Origin of the sequence: Streptococcus suis (assembly GCA_002831545.1) — a bacterium.
Taxonomy (GTDB): Bacteria; Bacillota; Bacilli; order Lactobacillales; family Streptococcaceae; genus Streptococcus; species Streptococcus suis_P.
This window is the reverse complement of the sequence record CP025095.1, coordinates 1,371,523-1,389,506: the sequence shown is the minus strand read 5'-3', so window position 1 is coordinate 1,389,506 and position 17,984 is coordinate 1,371,523. Positions and strand designations below refer to the sequence as shown.

22 protein-coding genes and 1 pseudogene are annotated in these 17,984 nt (G+C 40.7%); 16 read left to right on the top strand and 7 right to left on the bottom strand.

All coding sequences use genetic code 11. From position 1 onward, the window contains the following. Positions 1-32 precede the first annotated feature (32 nt). The 3 genes from engB to CWM22_06905 all read left to right on the top strand — a co-directional run bounded on the left by engB (position 33) and on the right by CWM22_06905 (position 2,984). The gene (gene engB / locus CWM22_06915; protein ID AUC91635.1) at positions 33-620 is read left to right on the top strand and encodes a YihA family ribosome biogenesis GTP-binding protein; all 588 of its coding nucleotides are present in this window, start codon (positions 33-35) and stop codon (positions 618-620) included. Positions 621-642: 22 nt separating this feature from the next. Continuing rightward, positions 643-1,056 (top strand): nucleoside-diphosphate kinase, encoded by a 414-nt coding sequence (locus CWM22_06910; GenBank protein ID AUC91634.1) that lies wholly within the window; start codon positions 643-645, stop codon positions 1,054-1,056. A gap of 95 nt (positions 1,057-1,151) precedes the next feature. Continuing rightward, positions 1,152-2,984, top strand: coding sequence for an elongation factor 4 (locus CWM22_06905; protein AUC91633.1), 1,833 nt, complete (start codon positions 1,152-1,154; stop codon positions 2,982-2,984). A gap of 48 nt (positions 2,985-3,032) precedes the next feature. On the opposite strand, the gene CWM22_06900 is transcribed toward CWM22_06905, so the two are convergent. Then, positions 3,033-3,215 carry a 4-oxalocrotonate tautomerase gene (locus CWM22_06900; protein AUC91632.1) on the bottom strand — a complete coding sequence of 61 codons (183 nt, stop codon included), beginning with the start codon at positions 3,213-3,215 and terminating at the stop codon, positions 3,033-3,035. Positions 3,216-3,350: 135 nt separating this feature from the next. On the opposite strand from CWM22_06900, the gene CWM22_06895 reads away from it, so the two are divergent. From CWM22_06895 to CWM22_06835, 13 genes are all read left to right on the top strand, one after another. Then, positions 3,351-4,673, top strand: a complete 1,323-nt coding sequence (locus tag CWM22_06895) for a calcium-binding protein (protein ID AUC91631.1) — start codon at positions 3,351-3,353, stop codon at positions 4,671-4,673. 61 nt (positions 4,674-4,734) lie between these two features. Next, a complete protein-coding gene (locus CWM22_06890) occupies positions 4,735-4,959 on the top strand; it encodes a hypothetical protein (GenBank protein ID AUC91630.1) in 225 nt (74 codons plus the stop codon). 98 nt (positions 4,960-5,057) lie between these two features. Next, a complete protein-coding gene (locus CWM22_06885) occupies positions 5,058-5,639 on the top strand; it encodes a thymidine kinase (GenBank protein AUC91629.1) in 582 nt (193 codons plus the stop codon). Positions 5,640-6,091: 452 nt separating this feature from the next. Then, a complete protein-coding gene (locus tag CWM22_06880; GenBank protein ID AUC91628.1) occupies positions 6,092-7,171 on the top strand; it encodes a peptide chain release factor 1 in 1,080 nt (359 codons plus the stop codon). After that, positions 7,171-8,004 (top strand): peptide chain release factor N(5)-glutamine methyltransferase, encoded by an 834-nt coding sequence (gene prmC, locus CWM22_06875; protein AUC91627.1) that lies wholly within the window; start codon positions 7,171-7,173, stop codon positions 8,002-8,004. The genes CWM22_06880 and prmC overlap by 1 nt, the downstream gene beginning before the upstream one ends. Further along, on the top strand, positions 7,997-8,599 hold the full coding sequence (locus CWM22_06870) for a threonylcarbamoyl-AMP synthase (protein AUC92861.1): 603 nt from the start codon (positions 7,997-7,999) through the stop codon (positions 8,597-8,599). The genes prmC and CWM22_06870 overlap by 8 nt, the downstream gene beginning before the upstream one ends. Then, positions 8,596-9,027 carry a GNAT family N-acetyltransferase gene (locus tag CWM22_06865; GenBank protein AUC91626.1) on the top strand — a complete coding sequence of 144 codons (432 nt, stop codon included), beginning with the start codon at positions 8,596-8,598 and terminating at the stop codon, positions 9,025-9,027. Before CWM22_06870 ends, CWM22_06865 begins: the two co-directional genes overlap by 4 nt. Before the next feature lie 23 nt (positions 9,028-9,050). Then, positions 9,051-10,310, top strand: a complete 1,260-nt coding sequence (gene glyA / locus CWM22_06860) for a serine hydroxymethyltransferase (protein ID AUC91625.1) — start codon at positions 9,051-9,053, stop codon at positions 10,308-10,310. Continuing rightward, positions 10,310-11,284, top strand: a complete 975-nt coding sequence (locus tag CWM22_06855; protein AUC91624.1) for a nucleoid-associated protein — start codon at positions 10,310-10,312, stop codon at positions 11,282-11,284. Before glyA ends, CWM22_06855 begins: the two co-directional genes overlap by 1 nt. Next, positions 11,285-11,884: a lysozyme family protein gene (locus tag CWM22_06850; protein ID AUC91623.1), complete on the top strand. Its 600-nt coding sequence runs from the start codon at positions 11,285-11,287 to the stop codon at positions 11,882-11,884. Between the two features lie 100 nt (positions 11,885-11,984). Then, entirely contained in the window at positions 11,985-12,743 is a 759-nt protein-coding gene (locus CWM22_06845; GenBank protein AUC91622.1) for an NAD(P)-dependent oxidoreductase, read from the top strand. A gap of 16 nt (positions 12,744-12,759) precedes the next feature. Continuing rightward, the gene (locus CWM22_06840; GenBank protein ID AUC91621.1) at positions 12,760-13,509 is read left to right on the top strand and encodes a translation initiation factor 1 (IF-1); all 750 of its coding nucleotides are present in this window, start codon (positions 12,760-12,762) and stop codon (positions 13,507-13,509) included. Positions 13,510-13,530: 21 nt separating this feature from the next. Beyond that, complete coding sequence (locus tag CWM22_06835; GenBank protein AUC91620.1) at positions 13,531-13,884, top strand: restriction endonuclease; 354 nt, start codon at positions 13,531-13,533, stop codon at positions 13,882-13,884. A 248-nt stretch (positions 13,885-14,132) separates the two neighbouring features. Here CWM22_06835 and CWM22_06830 read toward each other — a convergent pair whose 3' ends face one another. The 6 genes and pseudogenes from CWM22_06830 to CWM22_06805 all read right to left on the bottom strand — a co-directional run bounded on the left by CWM22_06830 (position 14,133) and on the right by CWM22_06805 (position 17,903). After that, entirely contained in the window at positions 14,133-15,485 is a 1,353-nt protein-coding gene (locus CWM22_06830) for a transposase (protein AUC91619.1), read from the bottom strand. Then, complete coding sequence (locus CWM22_06825) at positions 15,439-15,645, bottom strand: transposase (protein AUC91618.1); 207 nt, start codon at positions 15,643-15,645, stop codon at positions 15,439-15,441. Before CWM22_06825 ends, CWM22_06830 begins: the two co-directional genes overlap by 47 nt. A gap of 50 nt (positions 15,646-15,695) precedes the next feature. Continuing rightward, the gene (locus tag CWM22_06820) at positions 15,696-16,046 is read right to left on the bottom strand and encodes an IS66 family insertion sequence hypothetical protein (GenBank protein ID AUC91617.1); all 351 of its coding nucleotides are present in this window, start codon (positions 16,044-16,046) and stop codon (positions 15,696-15,698) included. Further along, positions 16,027-16,212: a hypothetical protein gene (locus CWM22_06815; protein ID AUC92860.1), complete on the bottom strand. Its 186-nt coding sequence runs from the start codon at positions 16,210-16,212 to the stop codon at positions 16,027-16,029. Before CWM22_06815 ends, CWM22_06820 begins: the two co-directional genes overlap by 20 nt. A gap of 81 nt (positions 16,213-16,293) precedes the next feature. After that, positions 16,294-16,998, bottom strand: a pseudogene (locus CWM22_06810) (hypothetical protein). 116 nt (positions 16,999-17,114) lie between these two features. Next, a complete protein-coding gene (locus tag CWM22_06805; GenBank protein ID AUC91616.1) occupies positions 17,115-17,903 on the bottom strand; it encodes a hypothetical protein in 789 nt (262 codons plus the stop codon). Positions 17,904-17,984 lie beyond the last annotated feature (81 nt).

The following is a 17,984-nucleotide window of genomic DNA, read 5'->3' as shown; positions in this document are numbered from 1 at the left end:
TGTTTTCTACCCTTATTTATGAAAGGTATAAAATGGAAATCAACACACATAATGCTGAGATTTTGCTCAGTGCTGTTTCAAAAGCCCAGTATCCGGGCGATGACATTCCAGAAATTGCCCTTGCCGGGCGATCTAACGTTGGAAAGTCCTCATTTATCAATACTCTTCTAGGAAGAAAAAATCTTGCACGTACGTCAGGAAAACCAGGAAAGACTCAACAACTCAATTTTTATAATATAGATGATAAAATTCGATTTGTAGATGTTCCAGGTTATGGCTATGCTAAAGTGTCCAAAACGGAGCGTGCTAAGTGGGGCAAAATGATTGAAGAGTATTTGACAACACGAGAAAATCTACGTGTTGTGGTGAGTTTAGTAGACATGCGTCACGAGCCATCAGCAGATGATGTTCAAATGTATGATTTCTTGAAATATTATGAAATTCCTGTTATTATTGTGGCAACGAAGGCTGATAAAATCCCACGAGGAAAGTGGAATAAGCACGAGTCGATGATTAAAAAGAAATTGGATTTTGATAAAAATGATCGATTCGTTATCTTTTCTTCTGAGACTCGTCACGGATACGATCAGGCATGGGATGCTATCTTAAGTAACATCTAATAAACAGTTCAGGAGAAAAATCATGGAACGTACTTTCTTCATCATCAAACCAGATGCTCTTAAGCGTGGACTTGCAGGACAAATTCTTTCACGTATCGAACGCAGGGGATTTCAAATCCAAGATTTAAAAATGGTTACAGCGACAGAAGAGCTAATCAGTCAACATTATGATCATTTGACAGATAAACCTTTCTTCCCGCAATTAGTACAATATATGACGAGCGGGCCGATGATAGCTGGCATTATAGAAGGGCCAGAAGTTATCAAATCTTGGCGAGATATGATGGGAGCTACCAATCCAGTCAACGCCCTACCTGGGACTATACGTGGAGATTTTGCGACAGCGCCCGTTGAGGGAATTGTGGCAAATGTCGTTCATGGCTCAGATAGTGCAGAAGCAGCCGAACGCGAGATCGGTCTTTGGCTGGGAAAATAGCAGAGCAGACACCTAGTTTTCTAGGTGTTTTTCTTATGGAAAATTATCACTAAATCTGATATAATGAGGAGTAATACCCTTGTAGAGGAAGAAACATGAATTTAGAAGATTTGAAAAAACGACAGGAGAAAATTCGTAATTTCTCCATTATTGCCCACATCGACCATGGTAAATCAACCTTGGCTGACCGTATTCTTGAGAAGACAGAAACAGTTTCCAGCCGTGAAATGCAAGCCCAGTTGCTGGATAGTATGGACTTGGAACGCGAGCGTGGTATCACAATTAAACTCAACGCAATCGAACTCAACTATACAGCTAAAGATGGAGAGACATACATTTTCCACTTGATTGACACACCAGGACACGTTGACTTTACCTATGAGGTATCGCGTTCGTTGGCTGCCTGTGAGGGAGCAATTTTAGTGGTGGATGCTGCTCAAGGGATTGAAGCACAGACCTTGGCTAACGTTTATCTAGCCTTGGACAATGATTTGGAAATCTTGCCAATCATTAACAAGATTGACCTGCCAGCAGCAGACCCAGAGCGTGTTCGTCAGGAAATCGAAGATGTGATTGGTTTGGATGCTTCTGAAGCAGTGCCAACATCAGCCAAGGCAGGTATTGGTATCGAGGAAATCTTGGAGCAGATTGTGGAGAAGGTTCCAGCACCGACTGGTGATGTCGAAGCTCCATTGCAAGCCTTGATTTTTGACTCGGTTTACGATCCGTATCGAGGCGTTATCCTGCAAGTTCGTATTGTCAACGGTGTGGTAAAACCTGGCGATACTATTCAGATGATGAGCAATGGCAAGACCTTTGATGTGACGGAAGTAGGTATCTTCACACCAAAAGCAATCGGTCGTGATTACTTGGCGACTGGTGATGTTGGTTACATTGCAGCCTCCATCAAGACAGTTGCCGACACCCGTGTCGGTGATACGGTGACCTTAGCTGAAAATCCTGCTAGTGAGCCACTAGCGGGCTACAAGCAGATGAACCCAATGGTCTTTGCGGGTATCTATCCAATCGATTCCAACAAGTACAATGACCTTCGTGAAGCCTTGGAAAAACTCCAGCTAAACGATGCCAGCTTGCAGTTTGAACCTGAAACATCACAGGCACTCGGATTTGGTTTCCGTTGTGGATTCTTGGGACTTTTGCACATGGATGTTATCCAAGAACGAATTGAGCGTGAATTTAACATTGACCTTATCATGACAGCTCCGTCGGTGGTTTACCATGTCAATATGACGGACGGTGAAATGATTGATGTAGCCAACCCATCCGAATTCCCAGACCCAACCAAGATCGCCACTATCGAAGAGCCTTACGTTAAGGCACAAATCATGGTACCACAGGAATACGTCGGTGCAGTCATGGAATTGGCTCAACGCAAGCGTGGTGACTTTGTGACTATGGATTACATCGATGATAATCGTGTCAATGTCATCTACCAAATTCCACTGGCGGAGATTGTTTTTGACTTCTTTGATAAGCTTAAGTCATCCACTCGTGGTTATGCCAGCTTCGACTATGAGATTTCTGAATACCGTTCATCCAAGTTGGTGAAAATGGATATTCTCCTCAATGGCGATAAGGTCGATGCCCTCAGCTTTATCGTCCACAAGGAATTTGCCTACGAACGTGGGAAAATTATCGTGGACAAACTCAAGAAAATCATTCCGCGTCAACAGTTTGAAGTACCAATACAAGCAGCTATCGGTCAAAAAATCGTGGCTCGGAGTGACATCAAGGCCCTTCGTAAGAACGTTTTGGCCAAGTGTTATGGCGGTGATGTTTCCCGTAAACGCAAACTCCTTGAAAAACAAAAAGCCGGTAAAAAACGGATGAAAGCCATCGGATCCGTCGAAGTTCCTCAGGAAGCCTTCCTCAGCGTACTCAGCATGGATGAAGATGACAAGAAATAAGATTTGATACAAAGAAACACTCCTGCATTCTGGCAAGAGTGTTTTCTCTTATTTGCGTTTCATCTCGCCTTGTGGGTAGTAAGTTCCCTCAGGCATATCATTGATGAAGACATGAATGGCTTCTTTGGGTGCGTTTGTATTGCGTGATACCACCTCAGTTACTTCACGCGCAAGGGCAATTTTTTGTTCCTCTGTGCGTCCTTCAAATAAATCAATACGTACAAATGGCATAGCTAACCTCCGAATAATTTTTGTATATTTTACCATAGTTTTTTACAATATCCAAGAATTTTTCTAGAAGTTATTGTAAGACTTATTTTTTACATGTTATAATAATCCATATAAAAATAGTTGAGGTTAGAGAATATGTTTAATAGATGGTCAAATCACTCAAAACATTTGGAATCTATTCCGAGAATTAAAAAAATTTTTAATCGCAAGACTGCAATGGCCATTGGAGGTTTAGGAATTACAACAGTTGTTGGCGGTCAGTTAATGACAGCTGAGTTACCTATGAAAGATCAGATTTATGATAAATCTATTGAGGTAGTCCTTAAACAGTTTGAGGAAGCTGGGTTTGAAAAAGTTGAAACCATTAAAATAAGCAATATTGAATATGGCGAGAATATTGATGATACTTTTGTGAAGATTGTATCTGTTGATGGGGAGGATTGGAAAGAAGGAAGAGTTTTGAAATCGACTCCCGTTACAATCACCTATCATGCTGCTACTGATGATGCAGTAGAATTAGCATTTTCTTCAAAGAAACTTTCGGAAATTGAGGAGAAATTGGATGATGCAGGATTCGAGAATGTGAGTAAGAGTCCAATACTTTTAGTAGAGAAAGGCAATATTGATAAAAAAGACACAGTAGATAAGATTGAGATCGGTTCATCGACCTACACAAGTGGATACTTTTACTCTAAAAAACTTCCAATTACAATTACTTATTTTGATGTCAGTCCAGATAATATTGAATTTCCAACAACTCTTGATACAACTGGAAATTGGAAGGAGTTGGAAAAACAACTAACCACTGCAGGTTTTTCAAATGTAAAATGGACTGCAGTAGCTGATAAGGATAAAACCAAGCATGAGAAAATAAGAAAAATTACTGTAAATGGTGAGAATATAGAAAATCTTTCAAATATCGAACCTGTCGTTAAAAAACAAATCCCTATCGAAGTTACTTACTCAGATTTTTCTAGTTTTGCTGAATTACCGGTCTCTCTAACGACAACCACTGTAGCAGATACCAAGCAACTATTTACAAACAATGGCTTTAATCAGGTATCTGAGACCTCAATTGAAACCAATGAAATAGGTAAGAATGGCCAAATTCAGAGTGTGGAAATTAATGGAAAGAACTTTAACGAAATAAATGATAAAGTTATCAGAAAAGATAGTGAAATTATCATTAAGTATTGGAATGCCGAAAAGGCAATCGTTGAGAAAGCACGTAAAGAAGAAGAGGCTAGACTTGCTGCTGAAGCACAAAAAGCAGCTCAGGCTCAGTCCCAAGCACAAAATCAAGCTCAAATTCAACAATTCGCAGGAACATCGGCTGGAACTGTGTATTATAAAAATTGTACAGCCGCTCGAAATGCTGGAGCAGCTCCTGTACGTATTGGAGATCCAGGATATGCACCACACTTAGATCGTGATGGTGATGGGATTGGTTGTGAATAGGGAAGCATTGACATCGCTTACAATTTGTGCTATTCTATACTTACATAGGAGGTAATGACTTATGAACTATGTTTATCGTATGGTGTTTTCATTCCTGCTTGCCGGTCTGTTTTTGTATCTAGTAGTAACTGTTTTTAACAAAAGTGTATGGGAAGGACCATTATTGATCACATTCTCCTTTTTCAGCTTAATCTATGGATGTGTCATGCTATACAAGTGGAAACCAAAAGCTGCTAAAATTATTTTTGAGTGTGTCGGAAATTTCTTATCATTACCTTGGTCCTAATAACAAACAAGCTCAAATCGGGCTTGTTTTTCTATTTCCTAAATGGTCAAATTATGATAAAATGGAAAGAGTGAAATTTTAAGATTGGAAAGAGAAAAGTGGCTCAATTATATTATAAATATGGGACGATGAATTCTGGCAAAACCATTGAAATTCTTAAAGTAGCCCATAACTATGAAGAGCAAGGCAAGCCCGTTGTCATCATGACCTCTGCCTTGGATACTCGTGATGCCTTTGGCGTTGTTTCAAGCCGTATTGGTATGCGACGTGAAGCGGTAGCGATTGACGATGATATGGATATCTTTGGTTTTATCGAAAAAATGGAACCGCGTCCTTACTGTGTTCTCATTGATGAAGCACAATTTCTTCGACGTCATCATGTCTACGCCCTTGCTCGCGTAGTCGATGAATTAGATGTGCCCGTTATGGCTTTCGGTCTTAAAAATGATTTCCGAAATGAACTGTTTGAAGGTTCCCAACATTTGCTCTTATTGGCTGATAAATTAGATGAAATCAAAACAATCTGCCAATATTGTTCCAAAAAAGCCACTATGGTTTTGCGAACTCAAGACGGTAAACCAACCTATGAAGGCGCTCAAATTCAAATCGGTGGCAATGAAACCTACATTCCTGTCTGTCGCAAACATTATTTTTCACCGGAAATTAAAGATTTACCCTAATTTTTGAAAATGAAATGAGAAGCGACTGTAAACTGAGCATCTGTATAGAAATGAATTTGCCTATGACTCTGTGCCAATTTTCATGACTTACATACTACGGCAAAGGAATTGAATACGGGCTACGAACTGTGCCTGTTTCATGACCTACATATTACAGAAAGGAAATGAACACGCCCTACAAGCTGTGTCAAAAAGATAATTTCTCCAAGTGTTTGTAACACTTGGTCAAAATTCCTATTTTGACTGTGCTTGCTTAACGGGCTTTGTATCTTAATAGAACTGAACACGCCCTACAAGCTAACTAAAAGTGTGTTCTTTCCAAATTTTTAGAAAGGAACTGAATACGGGCTACGAACTGTGCAAAAAAGATAGTTTTTCCTAGGACGCTTTCGTCCTTCGTCAAAACTCCTATTTTTGCTTTGTTCGTTTAACGCCCTTAATATCTTAAAATTATGAACATCTACGATCAATTACAGGCGGTGGAAGACCGCTACGAGGAACTTGGTGAATTGTTGTCTGACCCTGAGGTTGTCAGCGATACCAAGCGTTTTATGGAGTTGTCTAAGGAAGAAGCTGCAACTCGTGATACAGTAACTGCCTACCGCGAATATAAGACTGTACTTCAAAACATTGTCGATGCAGAAGAAATGATTAAAGAATCTTCTGATGATGCTGACTTGGAGGAAATGGCTAAGGAAGAACTCAAACAAGCTAAGGCTGATAAAGAGGCTTACGAAGAAAAGCTGAAAATCCTTCTTTTACCAAAAGACCCTAACGATGACAAAAACATCATCTTGGAAATCCGTGGTGCCGCAGGTGGTGATGAAGCTGCCCTCTTTGCTGGAGACCTTTTGACCATGTACCAAAAGTATGCAGAAGGTCAAGGCTGGCGTTTTGAAGTCATGGAGGCTTCTTATAATGGTGTCGGCGGTATCAAGGAAGTGGTTGCCATGGTCTCTGGTCAATCCGTTTATTCAAAACTCAAGTATGAATCAGGAGCTCACCGTGTCCAACGTGTCCCTGTGACAGAAAGCCAAGGTCGTGTCCACACCTCAACAGCAACTGTCCTCATCATGCCTGAAGTTGAAGAAGTGGAATATGACATCGATCCAAAAGATCTTCGTGTCGATATTTACCACGCATCTGGTGCCGGTGGTCAGAACGTCAACAAGGTTGCGACTGCCGTGCGTATCGTTCACTTACCAACCAATATCAAGGTAGAAATGCAGGAAGAGCGTACTCAGCAGAAAAACCGTGAAAAGGCCATGAAGATTATTCGTGCCCGTGTAGCTGATCACTTTGCACAGATTGCCCAAGATGAGCAGGATGCAGAGCGTAAATCAACTATCGGTACAGGAGACCGTTCAGAGCGTATCCGTACCTACAACTTCCCACAAAACCGTGTGACAGACCACCGTATCGGCTTAACCTTGCAAAAGCTGGATACTATCTTGTCAGGTAAGATGGACGAAGTCGTAGATGCCCTTGTTCTCTACGATCAAACGCAAAAACTAGAAGAGCTTAACAAATAATGAATTACGCTCAATTATTTGCAGCATACGAAGAACAATTAGTCGCAATCGGTGAAGAGGCAGAATCCCTGTCCTTCACCTTTCGTGGCTTAAAGGGATTGAACTTTACGGAATTTCTCCTCCTGCTCCGTCAGGAAGTTACACCGACTGACAAAGAAGAGATTGATGCGATTTTTCAGCAACTTTCCCAGCACCGACCTGCCCAGTACATTATCGGCAAGGCTGATTTTCATGGCTTGGAGTTTGCAGTGGATGAGCGAGTCTTGATTCCAAGACCTGAAACGGAAGAATTAGTTGATTTGATTTTGCAGGAAAATAGCGGAGCAGGTTTGCGTGTATTAGACATCGGTACAGGAAGCGGTGCCATAGCTATTTCCCTTGCAAAAGCTAGACCTGATTGGGAAGTGGTAGCAGTTGACATTTCAAAGGATGCCCTAGCAGTGGCTCAGGAAAATGCAAGAACCAACCAAGTCTCTGTTCACTTTCTAGAATCGGATGTCTTGCAAGCTGTGACAGGGCAATTTGACATCATTGTTTCTAATCCGCCCTATATCTCACCAGATGACACAGATGAAGTTGGACTCAATGTATTGACTTCTGAGCCTCATCTGGCCTTATTTGCGGAAGAAGATGGCATGGCTATCTATAGACAAATTGCAGAGCAAGCAGGGGCATTTTTGAAGGAAAATGGAAAACTCTACTTTGAAATTGGCTACAAGCAAGGGCAAGACCTAACCGACTTACTCGCTCTGCATTTCCCCAAAAAGCGAATTCGAGTCCTCAAAGACCAATTTGGACAGGATAGAAAGGTCATAGCGGATGACAATGGATAAACTCCGAACAATTCTTGAAAATGGTGGTGCTGTTATCCTTCCAACTGAAACAGTCTATGGGCTTTTTGCCCAAGCCTTGAATGAAGATGCAGTCAATCGTGTCTATCAGTTGAAACAGCGTCCGAGGGACAAGGCAATGAACTTAAATGTCTCAAATCTGAACGATATTTATTTTTTCAGTCAAAATACACCCTTTTTTCTGGAAAAACTGTATAATAGATTTATGCCAGGACCGCTAACGATTATCCTGAAAGCAAACAAAAATGTTCCTTTTTGGGTTAATTCTGGACTGGATACTGTTGGTTTTCGTCTTCCCAATCACAAACAAACCTTACGTTTGATTTCAGAGACTGGCCCACTTATTGGACCGTCCGCCAATATTTCAGGAAACGAAAGTGGCAAGAAGTTTTCGGACATCCAGGCACAATTTTCAGTTGATTTGCCTGGCATTGAGGATGACCAAGCTCTGACAGGCATTGATTCAACGATTTTGGACCTTTCTGGGCAGAAAGCGCGGATTTTGCGCCAAGGTGCTATCAGCCGCGAAGAGATTCAGAAAGCCATTCCCGAAATAGAATTTGAGGTAGTTTTATGATTCGTCCCATTGAGAAAAGTGACTTGGTAGTCATCCGAGAAATCAATGCTCAATCCTTAGGGTATGATTGTTCATTGGAACAAACTGAGCGACAGTTTTTTAGATGCACGAGCACATTGGGGCATATCTTGTTGGTCTATATAGATGACATAAGTGGCGCAGTGCAAGGCTACATTCACGCACAAGTCTATGAAAGTCTCTATTCGGATACAGGCCTCAATATTCTCGGACTAGCTGTTTTACCTAGTCATCAAGGACAAGGGATTGGAGCAAGCCTGCTGAAAGCCGTTGAGCAAATTGCACAGAAAGAGGGCTACCATTTTATTCGCCTCAATTCTGCTGAAAGTCGTCTCCAAGCCCATCTTTTCTACGAAAAGAATGGCTATCATTCCGATAAAATGCAGAAGCGTTTTATCAAGCACATTTAGCCCAATACAAAGGAGTACCGTATATGATTTTTGACAAAGTTAACTACAAAGAATTTGATAAAGAAGTTTGGGAAGCTATCCAAGCTGAAGAAAAACGCCAACAAAATAATATCGAATTGATCGCGTCTGAAAATATTGTTTCTAAAGCTGTTATGGCAGCTCAAGGTTCTATTTTGACCAATAAATACGCAGAAGGTTACCCAGGTCGTCGTTACTATGGCGGTACGGAATGCGTTGACGTAGTTGAAAGTTTAGCTATTGAACGTGCTAAAGAAATATTCGGTGCAAAATTTGCTAACGTTCAACCACACTCAGGAAGCCAGGCCAATTGTGCTGCCTACATGGCCTTGATTGAGCCAGGAGACACTGTTATGGGGATGGACTTAGCTGCAGGTGGTCACTTGACTCACGGTGCATCCGTTAGCTTCTCAGGACAAACTTACAACTTTGTAGCTTACAATGTTGACGAAGAAACTGGCTTGCTTGATTACGATGCAATTTTAAAACAAGCAAAAGAAGTACAGCCCAAATTGATTGTAGCAGGTGCTTCAGCCTATGCACGTACAATTGACTTTGCTAAATTCCGCGAAATTGCAGATGCAGTGGGTGCCAAACTGATGGTGGATATGGCTCATATTGCTGGTCTTGTAGCAGCAGGTCTTCATCCGAACCCAGTGCCACATGCCCATATTACAACAACTACGACTCATAAAACTCTTCGTGGGCCACGTGGTGGTTTAATTTTGACCAATGATGAAGAGCTCATCAAGAAAATCAACTCAGCCATCTTCCCAGGCATCCAAGGTGGTCCATTAGAGCATGTCATTGCTGCAAAAGCCGTATCTTTCAAAGAAGTTTTGGACCCAGCTTTCAAAGACTATGCTCAGAAAGTGATTGAGAACAGCAAGGCCATGGCCGAAGTCTTCCTTGCAAACCCTAACTTTAAAGTCATCACAGGAGGAACAGACAACCATCTCTTCCTCGTTGACGTGACCAAAGTTGTTGAAAATGGTAAAGTTGCTCAGCATCTCTTAGATGAAGTAAATATTACTCTCAATAAAAACTCAATTCCTTACGAAAAACTCTCGCCATTCAAAACAAGCGGTATCCGTATTGGCTCTGCGGCCATTACTGCTCGCGGTTTTGGAGTAGAGGAAGCTCGCAAGGTCGCACAACTAACTATCAAAGCACTTGAAAATGCAGAAAATGAAACTGCTCTTGAGGAAGTCCGTCAAGAAGTGCGTGCTTTGACAGATCAATTCCCACTTTACGAAGGTTTATAATGGATATATTTGTAAAAAAAGCCATCATACATCAATTTAGTCCTGATGATACAGAGCTGGTCCTTTCCGACCAGCTTTTGACTGTTAGCCCAAAAATAGAAGAATATTTGCGTAAAAAGATTGAACGTGTCTTTTCTGATGAAGCAAAAACAGGACAATTTAACCCCGACAATCCTTTTCTTGACTATTTAGATGGTGACCTACTGACCAACTCTGTCAAGATTGCTAATCTCTGGAAAGAGGAATTCTCCATTTCTGAAAATCTCAAGACCAACGATTTGATATTTATTGAGTTTGAGAGAAATGGTGTAGAGCATTTTGCCTTTCTAAGAATTTCCTTACGTGAAAATCTCGCTCACGTTGGTCTGGAAAGCGGAAGTCCTCTTAAAATTACTCAAAACAATTTGCCAGGGGCAGGCTCTGCACCTGATGAAGCCTTGATTGTCAATCTTCAAACGCGGAAGTATCATTTGATTGAGAAAAGAATCAAACATAATGGAGCCTTCCTCAATTATTTCTCAGATAATCTTCTGCAGGTTACACCAGCTATTTCTGCAAAAAAATCAATCAAAGCAGTAGAGCAAACTGCACAGAAGATTGCTGACAATTTCCATCAAGGCGATTTTCAATTTCAATCGAAAGTCAAATCAGCTATTTTTAACAATTTGGAAGAAGATAATGAGCTTTCACCCGAAAAATTGGCTGATCAGTTATTCGATAACAACCTGACCGCTCGTTTAAATTTCGTCGATCAACTGAAAGAGGTCATACCTGATAAGATTTCCTTCGATGAAATTGATAGTAGCCGTCAACTTAAGAAATTTGAAAATCAGAAGCTATCTTTATCAAACGGAATTGAGTTGATTGTGCCAAATGCAATCTATGAGGATGCAGAATCGGTTGAGTTTATTCAAAATGACAACGGGACCTATTCTATTCTTATCAAAAATATTGAAGACATAAAGAGCAAGTAAATGAAAAAACTGATACGTACGCTGATACTTCTTTTGCTGATTTTTCTCGGTTACAAATTCTATCAAACCTACAGTGCAGTCAAGCAAGTGATGACCTATCAAACTATGGTACAAGAAGTATTGGCTGAAAACGACACACCAGCTAATGAAGAACTAGTCCTAGCAATGATTTACACAGAAACCAAGGGACAAGAAGCAGATGTCATGCAATCAAGTGAGTCCGCTACTGGCTATGCTAACACTATCACGGATAGTAGAGAGAGTATCAGGCAAGGAATTATCTACCTAACAGAAAACCTACGGTTGGCTGAGGAAAAAGGAGTAGAGGTTTGGACAGCAGTTCAGGCATATAATTTCGGTCCAGCCTACATCGACTATATTGCTGAGCATGGTGGAGAACATACACTCTCTTTAGCTAAAGAATACTCCAGAACAGTAGTAGCACCAAGCTTAGGGAATACTACAGAAGAAACATATACCTATTTTCATCCCTTGGCTTTGCTAAATGGTGGGAAGTTATATGTAAATGGTGGAAATATCTACTATGCTAGACAGGTTCGTTTTAATATGCACCTGATGCGCCTCATTAATTTATTTTAATACCTATCAAACTCATCGGAAATCTGATGAGTTTTTAACTATAGCATTTTTACAAACTAGGTAAAATTGTAGTATAATAAAGAGAATAGGAGACAGAGTGATGAAACGAAATGTATTGATTACAGGTGCAAGTAGTGGTATTGGCAAAGCAATCGCTTATGTGTTTGCTGCTAATGGTGATAATATCATCATTACAGGACGAAGATTGGACAAACTAGAAGAAATTAAGCAAGATATTGAAAGGCAATACCATGTTCAGGTATCCGTTCATTCATTTGATATTACGAATATGGAACAAACAATTGTAAATTGTCAAAAAATCTTAGAAGAAGTCGGACAAATTCATATTTTGGTAAACAATGCTGGTCTGGCATTGGGATTGGACAAATTCCAAGACTATGATTTGACTGACATGATGACAATGATTGATACCAATATTAAAGGATTACTAACTGTGACACGTCAGTTATTGCCACAAATGGTTGAAAATAATGAGGGTCATATCATCAATATTGGATCAACGGCTGGTATTTACGCCTATGCAGGAGCTGCTGTCTATGCTGCAACCAAATCAGCTGTCAAGGTGCTTTCAGACGGGATCCGTATTGACACGATTGATAAAAATATCAAGGTAACTACGTTACAACCTGGTATCGTTGAGACTGATTTTAGCCAAGTCCGTTTTCATGGAGATAAAGAGAGAGCAGCGACAGTCTATCAAGGAATTGATGCTCTTCAAGCAAATGATATTGCCAGCTGTACTCTATTTGTTGCAAATCAACCTGCACACGTGCAGATTTCTGATATGACCATTATGGCAACCAAGCAGGCAACTGGCTTTACTATTCATAGAGATTAGAGGGGAGATAGCTAGAATGAACAGAAAATATTTAGCACTCGCTCTTGGCTTGCTCACTATCATGTCGCTTTCTGCCTGTCAAACTGAAAAGAAGGGCAGTTCCGCAAGTACCTCAACTGCTGATACCCAGGTTTCTAATGCCAATACAAGCACGTCATCAACAATCCAACGTGAGATTTCTCTTAGTTCTATGGATATAGATGCTCTAATGCAAGGCAATTACGATAGTATACTAGGCACCTGGCAAAATAGCCAAGGAAATTCACTAGTCTTCAATAGCAAAGGATTAGTAGCAGATAGCCAATCCTTACTTGGCCGCGGAAAAATAACTGACGGAATTTTTGAAACAGGCTATGTAGACGCAATGATTGGCGATGTAACACTATTAATGATTCCCAAAGGAACACAAGCAAATACAACTGAGACAGACACTACTGACTCTACGCGCGATAGAATGATTGTAATAAGCCAAGAAACAGCAGCAGACGTGATAGATGTCTATTATCGCTTGACCAATTCAGCCACTAGCGGTATAGACCCATTAAAAAATACTGAAACAGGCGTACAGTTGGATAGTGGACCAAAAACGATTGATTATGCCAACTCAATTTTAGGCGAAAACAATTGGCGCGTCATTGAAGGTAACTACACGCGCACCGAATCTATTCCTTATAATGTTTTGGAAGGCGATGATAATGCCCGTTACACTATTTACCAAAACGGTGTCATTATCAATGCAGATTATCAAATTGTTTATCAACCATAATGATTCTCTAGGAGGTTAGACATGACATTCACATCATTTGAACCAACACGCAATGTGCAAGATTTTCATTTGGCAGCCTTTGCCTACTATGATGGACTAGATGTAATCGACCAACTCAAGCCAGGAACACCTGTTCAGCTAGTCGGAGAGCCTTCAAACCCACATGACTCAGAAGCTGTAGCAATCTTTTATCAGGGCACAAAGTTAGGATATATCCCATCGGATAAAAACTCACTAATCAGTCGGTTAATCTATTTTGGACACGGCGATATTCTAGAGGCACGTATTCAGATGTCCAATACAGAAAATCATCCTGATCGCCAGTTTCGAGTCGTTGTAAAACTAAAAGATAATCGTAAAAATGATAGTCGGTAATTTACCAACCTACCCATTTTCTACTTAACACGGAGCTGTGCTCTCCGTTTTTGTTCTTCAATAATGCTTAAAAAGGCTGCAAACTCCCTATCCAGGCGATGTTGGTAGGCCTTATTTTTTATTGTGAGATCTTCCAGGAACACTGGATAGGTTCCTTTTTTATACAATTCTCCCTGAAAGAAGGTAACCGCCCAATAACAAGGTATATTGAAAAGGTTCCAAAGTCCTGTCGACTCTGGAACCTTTTTCTATTTACACGCTCTCTTAATTGTTTCCTTCCATGGCAAATAAGCCTCTAGCACCTCTTTTTTTGCGAGCGTCTCTTCGTTGGGTAAGTGTTCTAGAAGATAGGTCATATATTTCTCTGCATCAAGTCCGTGTCGCTTAGCTGTTTCCAAAAGACTCAAAATGACAGCTGTCGACTTGGCTCCCTCAAAGCTCTGAGAGAACAGCCAATTTTTTCTGCCCATCACCAAGGTCTTCATAGCCCTCTCAGCCATATTGTTGGATAGGACTAGGTCACCGTCCAAGAGAACGTTTCGGAAGGTGGTTTCGTATTTGAGGCTATACTCCATTGCAGTGCCCAATTTGGAGCCTGGCAAAACGGCCTGATTGCGACACCAATCAAAGAACTCGTCCATCAAGGGAGTTAACTCTGTCTGCCGTTTATGTCGCCGTTCCTCAGTAGACAAATCTGCCCAGTCATTCTCTAAGGCAAATAGGCGGTCGCAATAGGCTAAACCCTTAGCACCTAAAGAAGTCTTGTCTGTCTTCTTAGGAGTCGCCTCAAAGAACTTCCGTCTAACGTGAGCCCAACAGCCAACCAGCTGTGCCTTGTCTAACTGCCGATAGGCCGACCACATATCACAGTGAACATAACCCGCATAATCCCCAAGAAATTCCTTTACAACCAAGCCACTCCGTCGTTTGTCATGATGATAGAGGGTGACGCCCTTTTTCTCATGTTTCCCAGACAAGAAGGTCCAGTAGAAGGTCAACTGGCTATCATTTTCCAAGACCTTGTAGGAGGTTTCATCCGCATGGAGAATAGGCTGCTCCAACAATTTCTCGTGCAACAGGTCATAAATCGGTTCGAAATAATACTGACTAGACTTGATGTGCCAGTTGGCTATTTCCTTCCGACTGATTGGCAGACCAAGCTTATGCCAGTCCTCTTCCTGGCGGTAATTGGGCACCTTAAGATTGAACTTCTGATGAATAGTATGGGCGATGATAGAAGCTGAACCCAAGCTGTGTGCCAAAGGTGCCTTAGGAACTGGAGCCTTGATAATCTTATCGCTCAGATTCTTCTGACTACATGCCTGACACTTGTATGCGTGTTGAACATGGTCAATCCGCTTTAATTGTGCGGGAATGAAGACCAACTCTTGTCGTTGAACAGTAGAACCAATCTCTTTCAACTGTCCATGACAGTCTGGACAAGTGCAATCTTCGCCCTGCAATTCGTGATGAACAATCTCTGGAGTGAACTGACTAAAAATAGCCTGACGAACTCCCTTGGCTTTCTTGCGTTTATAGGTGATGGTCTCCGTTTCAACTGGGTAAGTCAGCTTCTTCTTCAGGGAGAATTTCCTCCCCAAACAAGCTCAGCTGACCGGGTTGATACACAACCTTCTCTGATGATTTTCCGTAGAGTTTCTGTCTCAGATACTCAATCTGTTCACGAAGGAGGGTAAGTTCATTAGCCATCATATCTATCGTTTTTGACTGTGTTTCAATAATTTTTTCTAGTGATGACATAACCAATCTCCTTCTTTTTATCTCATTATACACAAAGAAAAGCCATGATTTCAATAGAAATCACGACTTTTTGAAAGATTTATTTTTGGATTGATAGAAAATCCTTTCATGAGCCAGTCCACCTGCTCGGAAGTTAGAGCCTTGACCTCTTCTTCATTGTTTGGCCAGGTCAATTTTCCATTCTCAAAACGTTTATACAATAACCAAAATCCTTGTCCGTCCCAGTAAAGAGCTTTGAATCGGTCTTTTCGACCTCCGCAGAAGAGATAGACCTGACCTGAAAAGGGATCCAGATTGAATTGACTTTTGACAAGGTAGGCGAGAGAATCAATCCCTTGACGCATGTCCGTTTTACCGCAAACCAAGTAGACTTGACCTAAATCACTGAGTCGGATGGTCATAGTGCAGTACCTTATCCAAGATTGTTTCTAATATTTTTTGGTTGATAGAGTGAAAGAATGTGACTTCCACTTTTCCGAGACGAATTTTCATCAGAATATCGTTTCTGCCTTTCTTCTCAAAGCGGCGAGATTGGGGAACAGTCAATGGGACGATGGGCTGTGACATAATAAATCCTCCAGTTTTGTTTTTTATAACAGTATACTGGAGGAGGGAGTGATTAGATAGATACTTTGTTATTGGGCGGTTACGAAAGAAGAAGCGGTCCGATAATTTATCAACTGAAACAAGAGAAGAACGCCAGCGGCTTTTACGAGAGTGAGAAGGTTTCCAAGATATTTTTAATTGCTTCTCATAAAAGTACCAGCCCATAATATAGATTTTAGTAATCTGATTTCGTTTCCTGTCTTGATAGAAACAAGGAACTGCATAAACATTTCCATGCTTTGTTTGCAAAAAAGGATGGAAATCTTTTATCTTTTCGTATTCTTTCTTTGGAATAAGGGTTAATTGATTATCCTTAATAACCTTCTTTTCATCAATAGTATATGAATAACGGTAGGGGTCATAAATGGTTGATTGTCCACGCGCTCTATAACGCTCTGCCATTTCCTTAAAAATAGGTAGACGTCCATAACCATCCATCAGACTAGATAGACTAAGTCCTCGTCGATTATTATTTTTCTTCACACCAAGAATCTGGCAGGTAGGCCAATAATTGATAGGAATGGCTCCTAATCCGACCAGAAGACCGGCGCTGTCAAAATGACTGGCAAAGCGTACCTCACGAGTGTGACCAGTCTCATTTTTCAAATCAACAAATATAGGTTGCTTGTCCTGTTCAAAAACAATTATATAATTTCCAGAAGACTCCGTATTTTCTCTAATTGGAACGGTGTAGAAGTGGTGAAAATTTGGTAATTCTAGTAACTTTCCAAGTGTTGATGTTTTCATAACACAAGTATAACAAAAAATATTTTTCAAATCCACAAAAATGTTTAATTTGTTAAACAAAATATAAAGAAGCTGGGAAAGACATCCATGACGACTTTCCCACTCCCACCGTTTATTCAAGGATAGGTGATAATTGTCTTATCTACCGAATCTTCTAAAGCCTGGCGCGATTCTTCTGATAAACGCAAATCTGCAAGGGTTTGTTCTGAAAAATAGTAGGGATTTAGACTATCTACAAATGCAAAAATTGAAATGACAGCTTTCTCCAATATCAGAGATTTTTCAGTGTAAGCAAAGGGAATAGCAGACCAATCATCACTCTCGAACATTTCTAAAATATCTTTTTGAACTTGAATTTCAGCCTCATTTTTAGCTGAAACTAGGATTGTTTTTAGTGTAGTACGAAAACTTTCCTTGTCTTGCACCAAGTCTTCCAAGGTCAGCAAGCTTTCATCTGCCTTCTCATAAAAAATATCTAATTCCGTCTCTGATGAAGTAGTCACATGGAGCCAGTCAGCCTTGATACTGTTTTTCATTACTGCATAGGCAGAAGTATTTTCAAAGGGACTGCTGCGCGTTTGAGGATAGAGAACAATCCACTCTTTCTGGAATAGATTGTCAGGTTTAGCTATTTTCAGTTCCTCCTCAGAAGCTGTACCAATCCGCTGGCTGATAGCAGTAGTGTCATCTCGCTGAAAGAATCCAATGATACGCGGATTTTGCGGACCACCAATGGCATCAATTTTTGTTCCTAGATCATTAATAATGCGTATGTTCAAGGCATGCCACTGCTCATTTAATAGTCTATTTTGCTCTTTTCCGAGCCAGTAGATTCCGATACAAGATAGACCAGTGGCAATAAGCAAGACAAGTAACAGCACTTTCGAGTATTTCAACACAGCCATCACACCTTTCTAAAACGTTTTCATCCATATATTATCATATAAAAATATAAAAAGCAACTATTTTATGGTACCACATTAAAC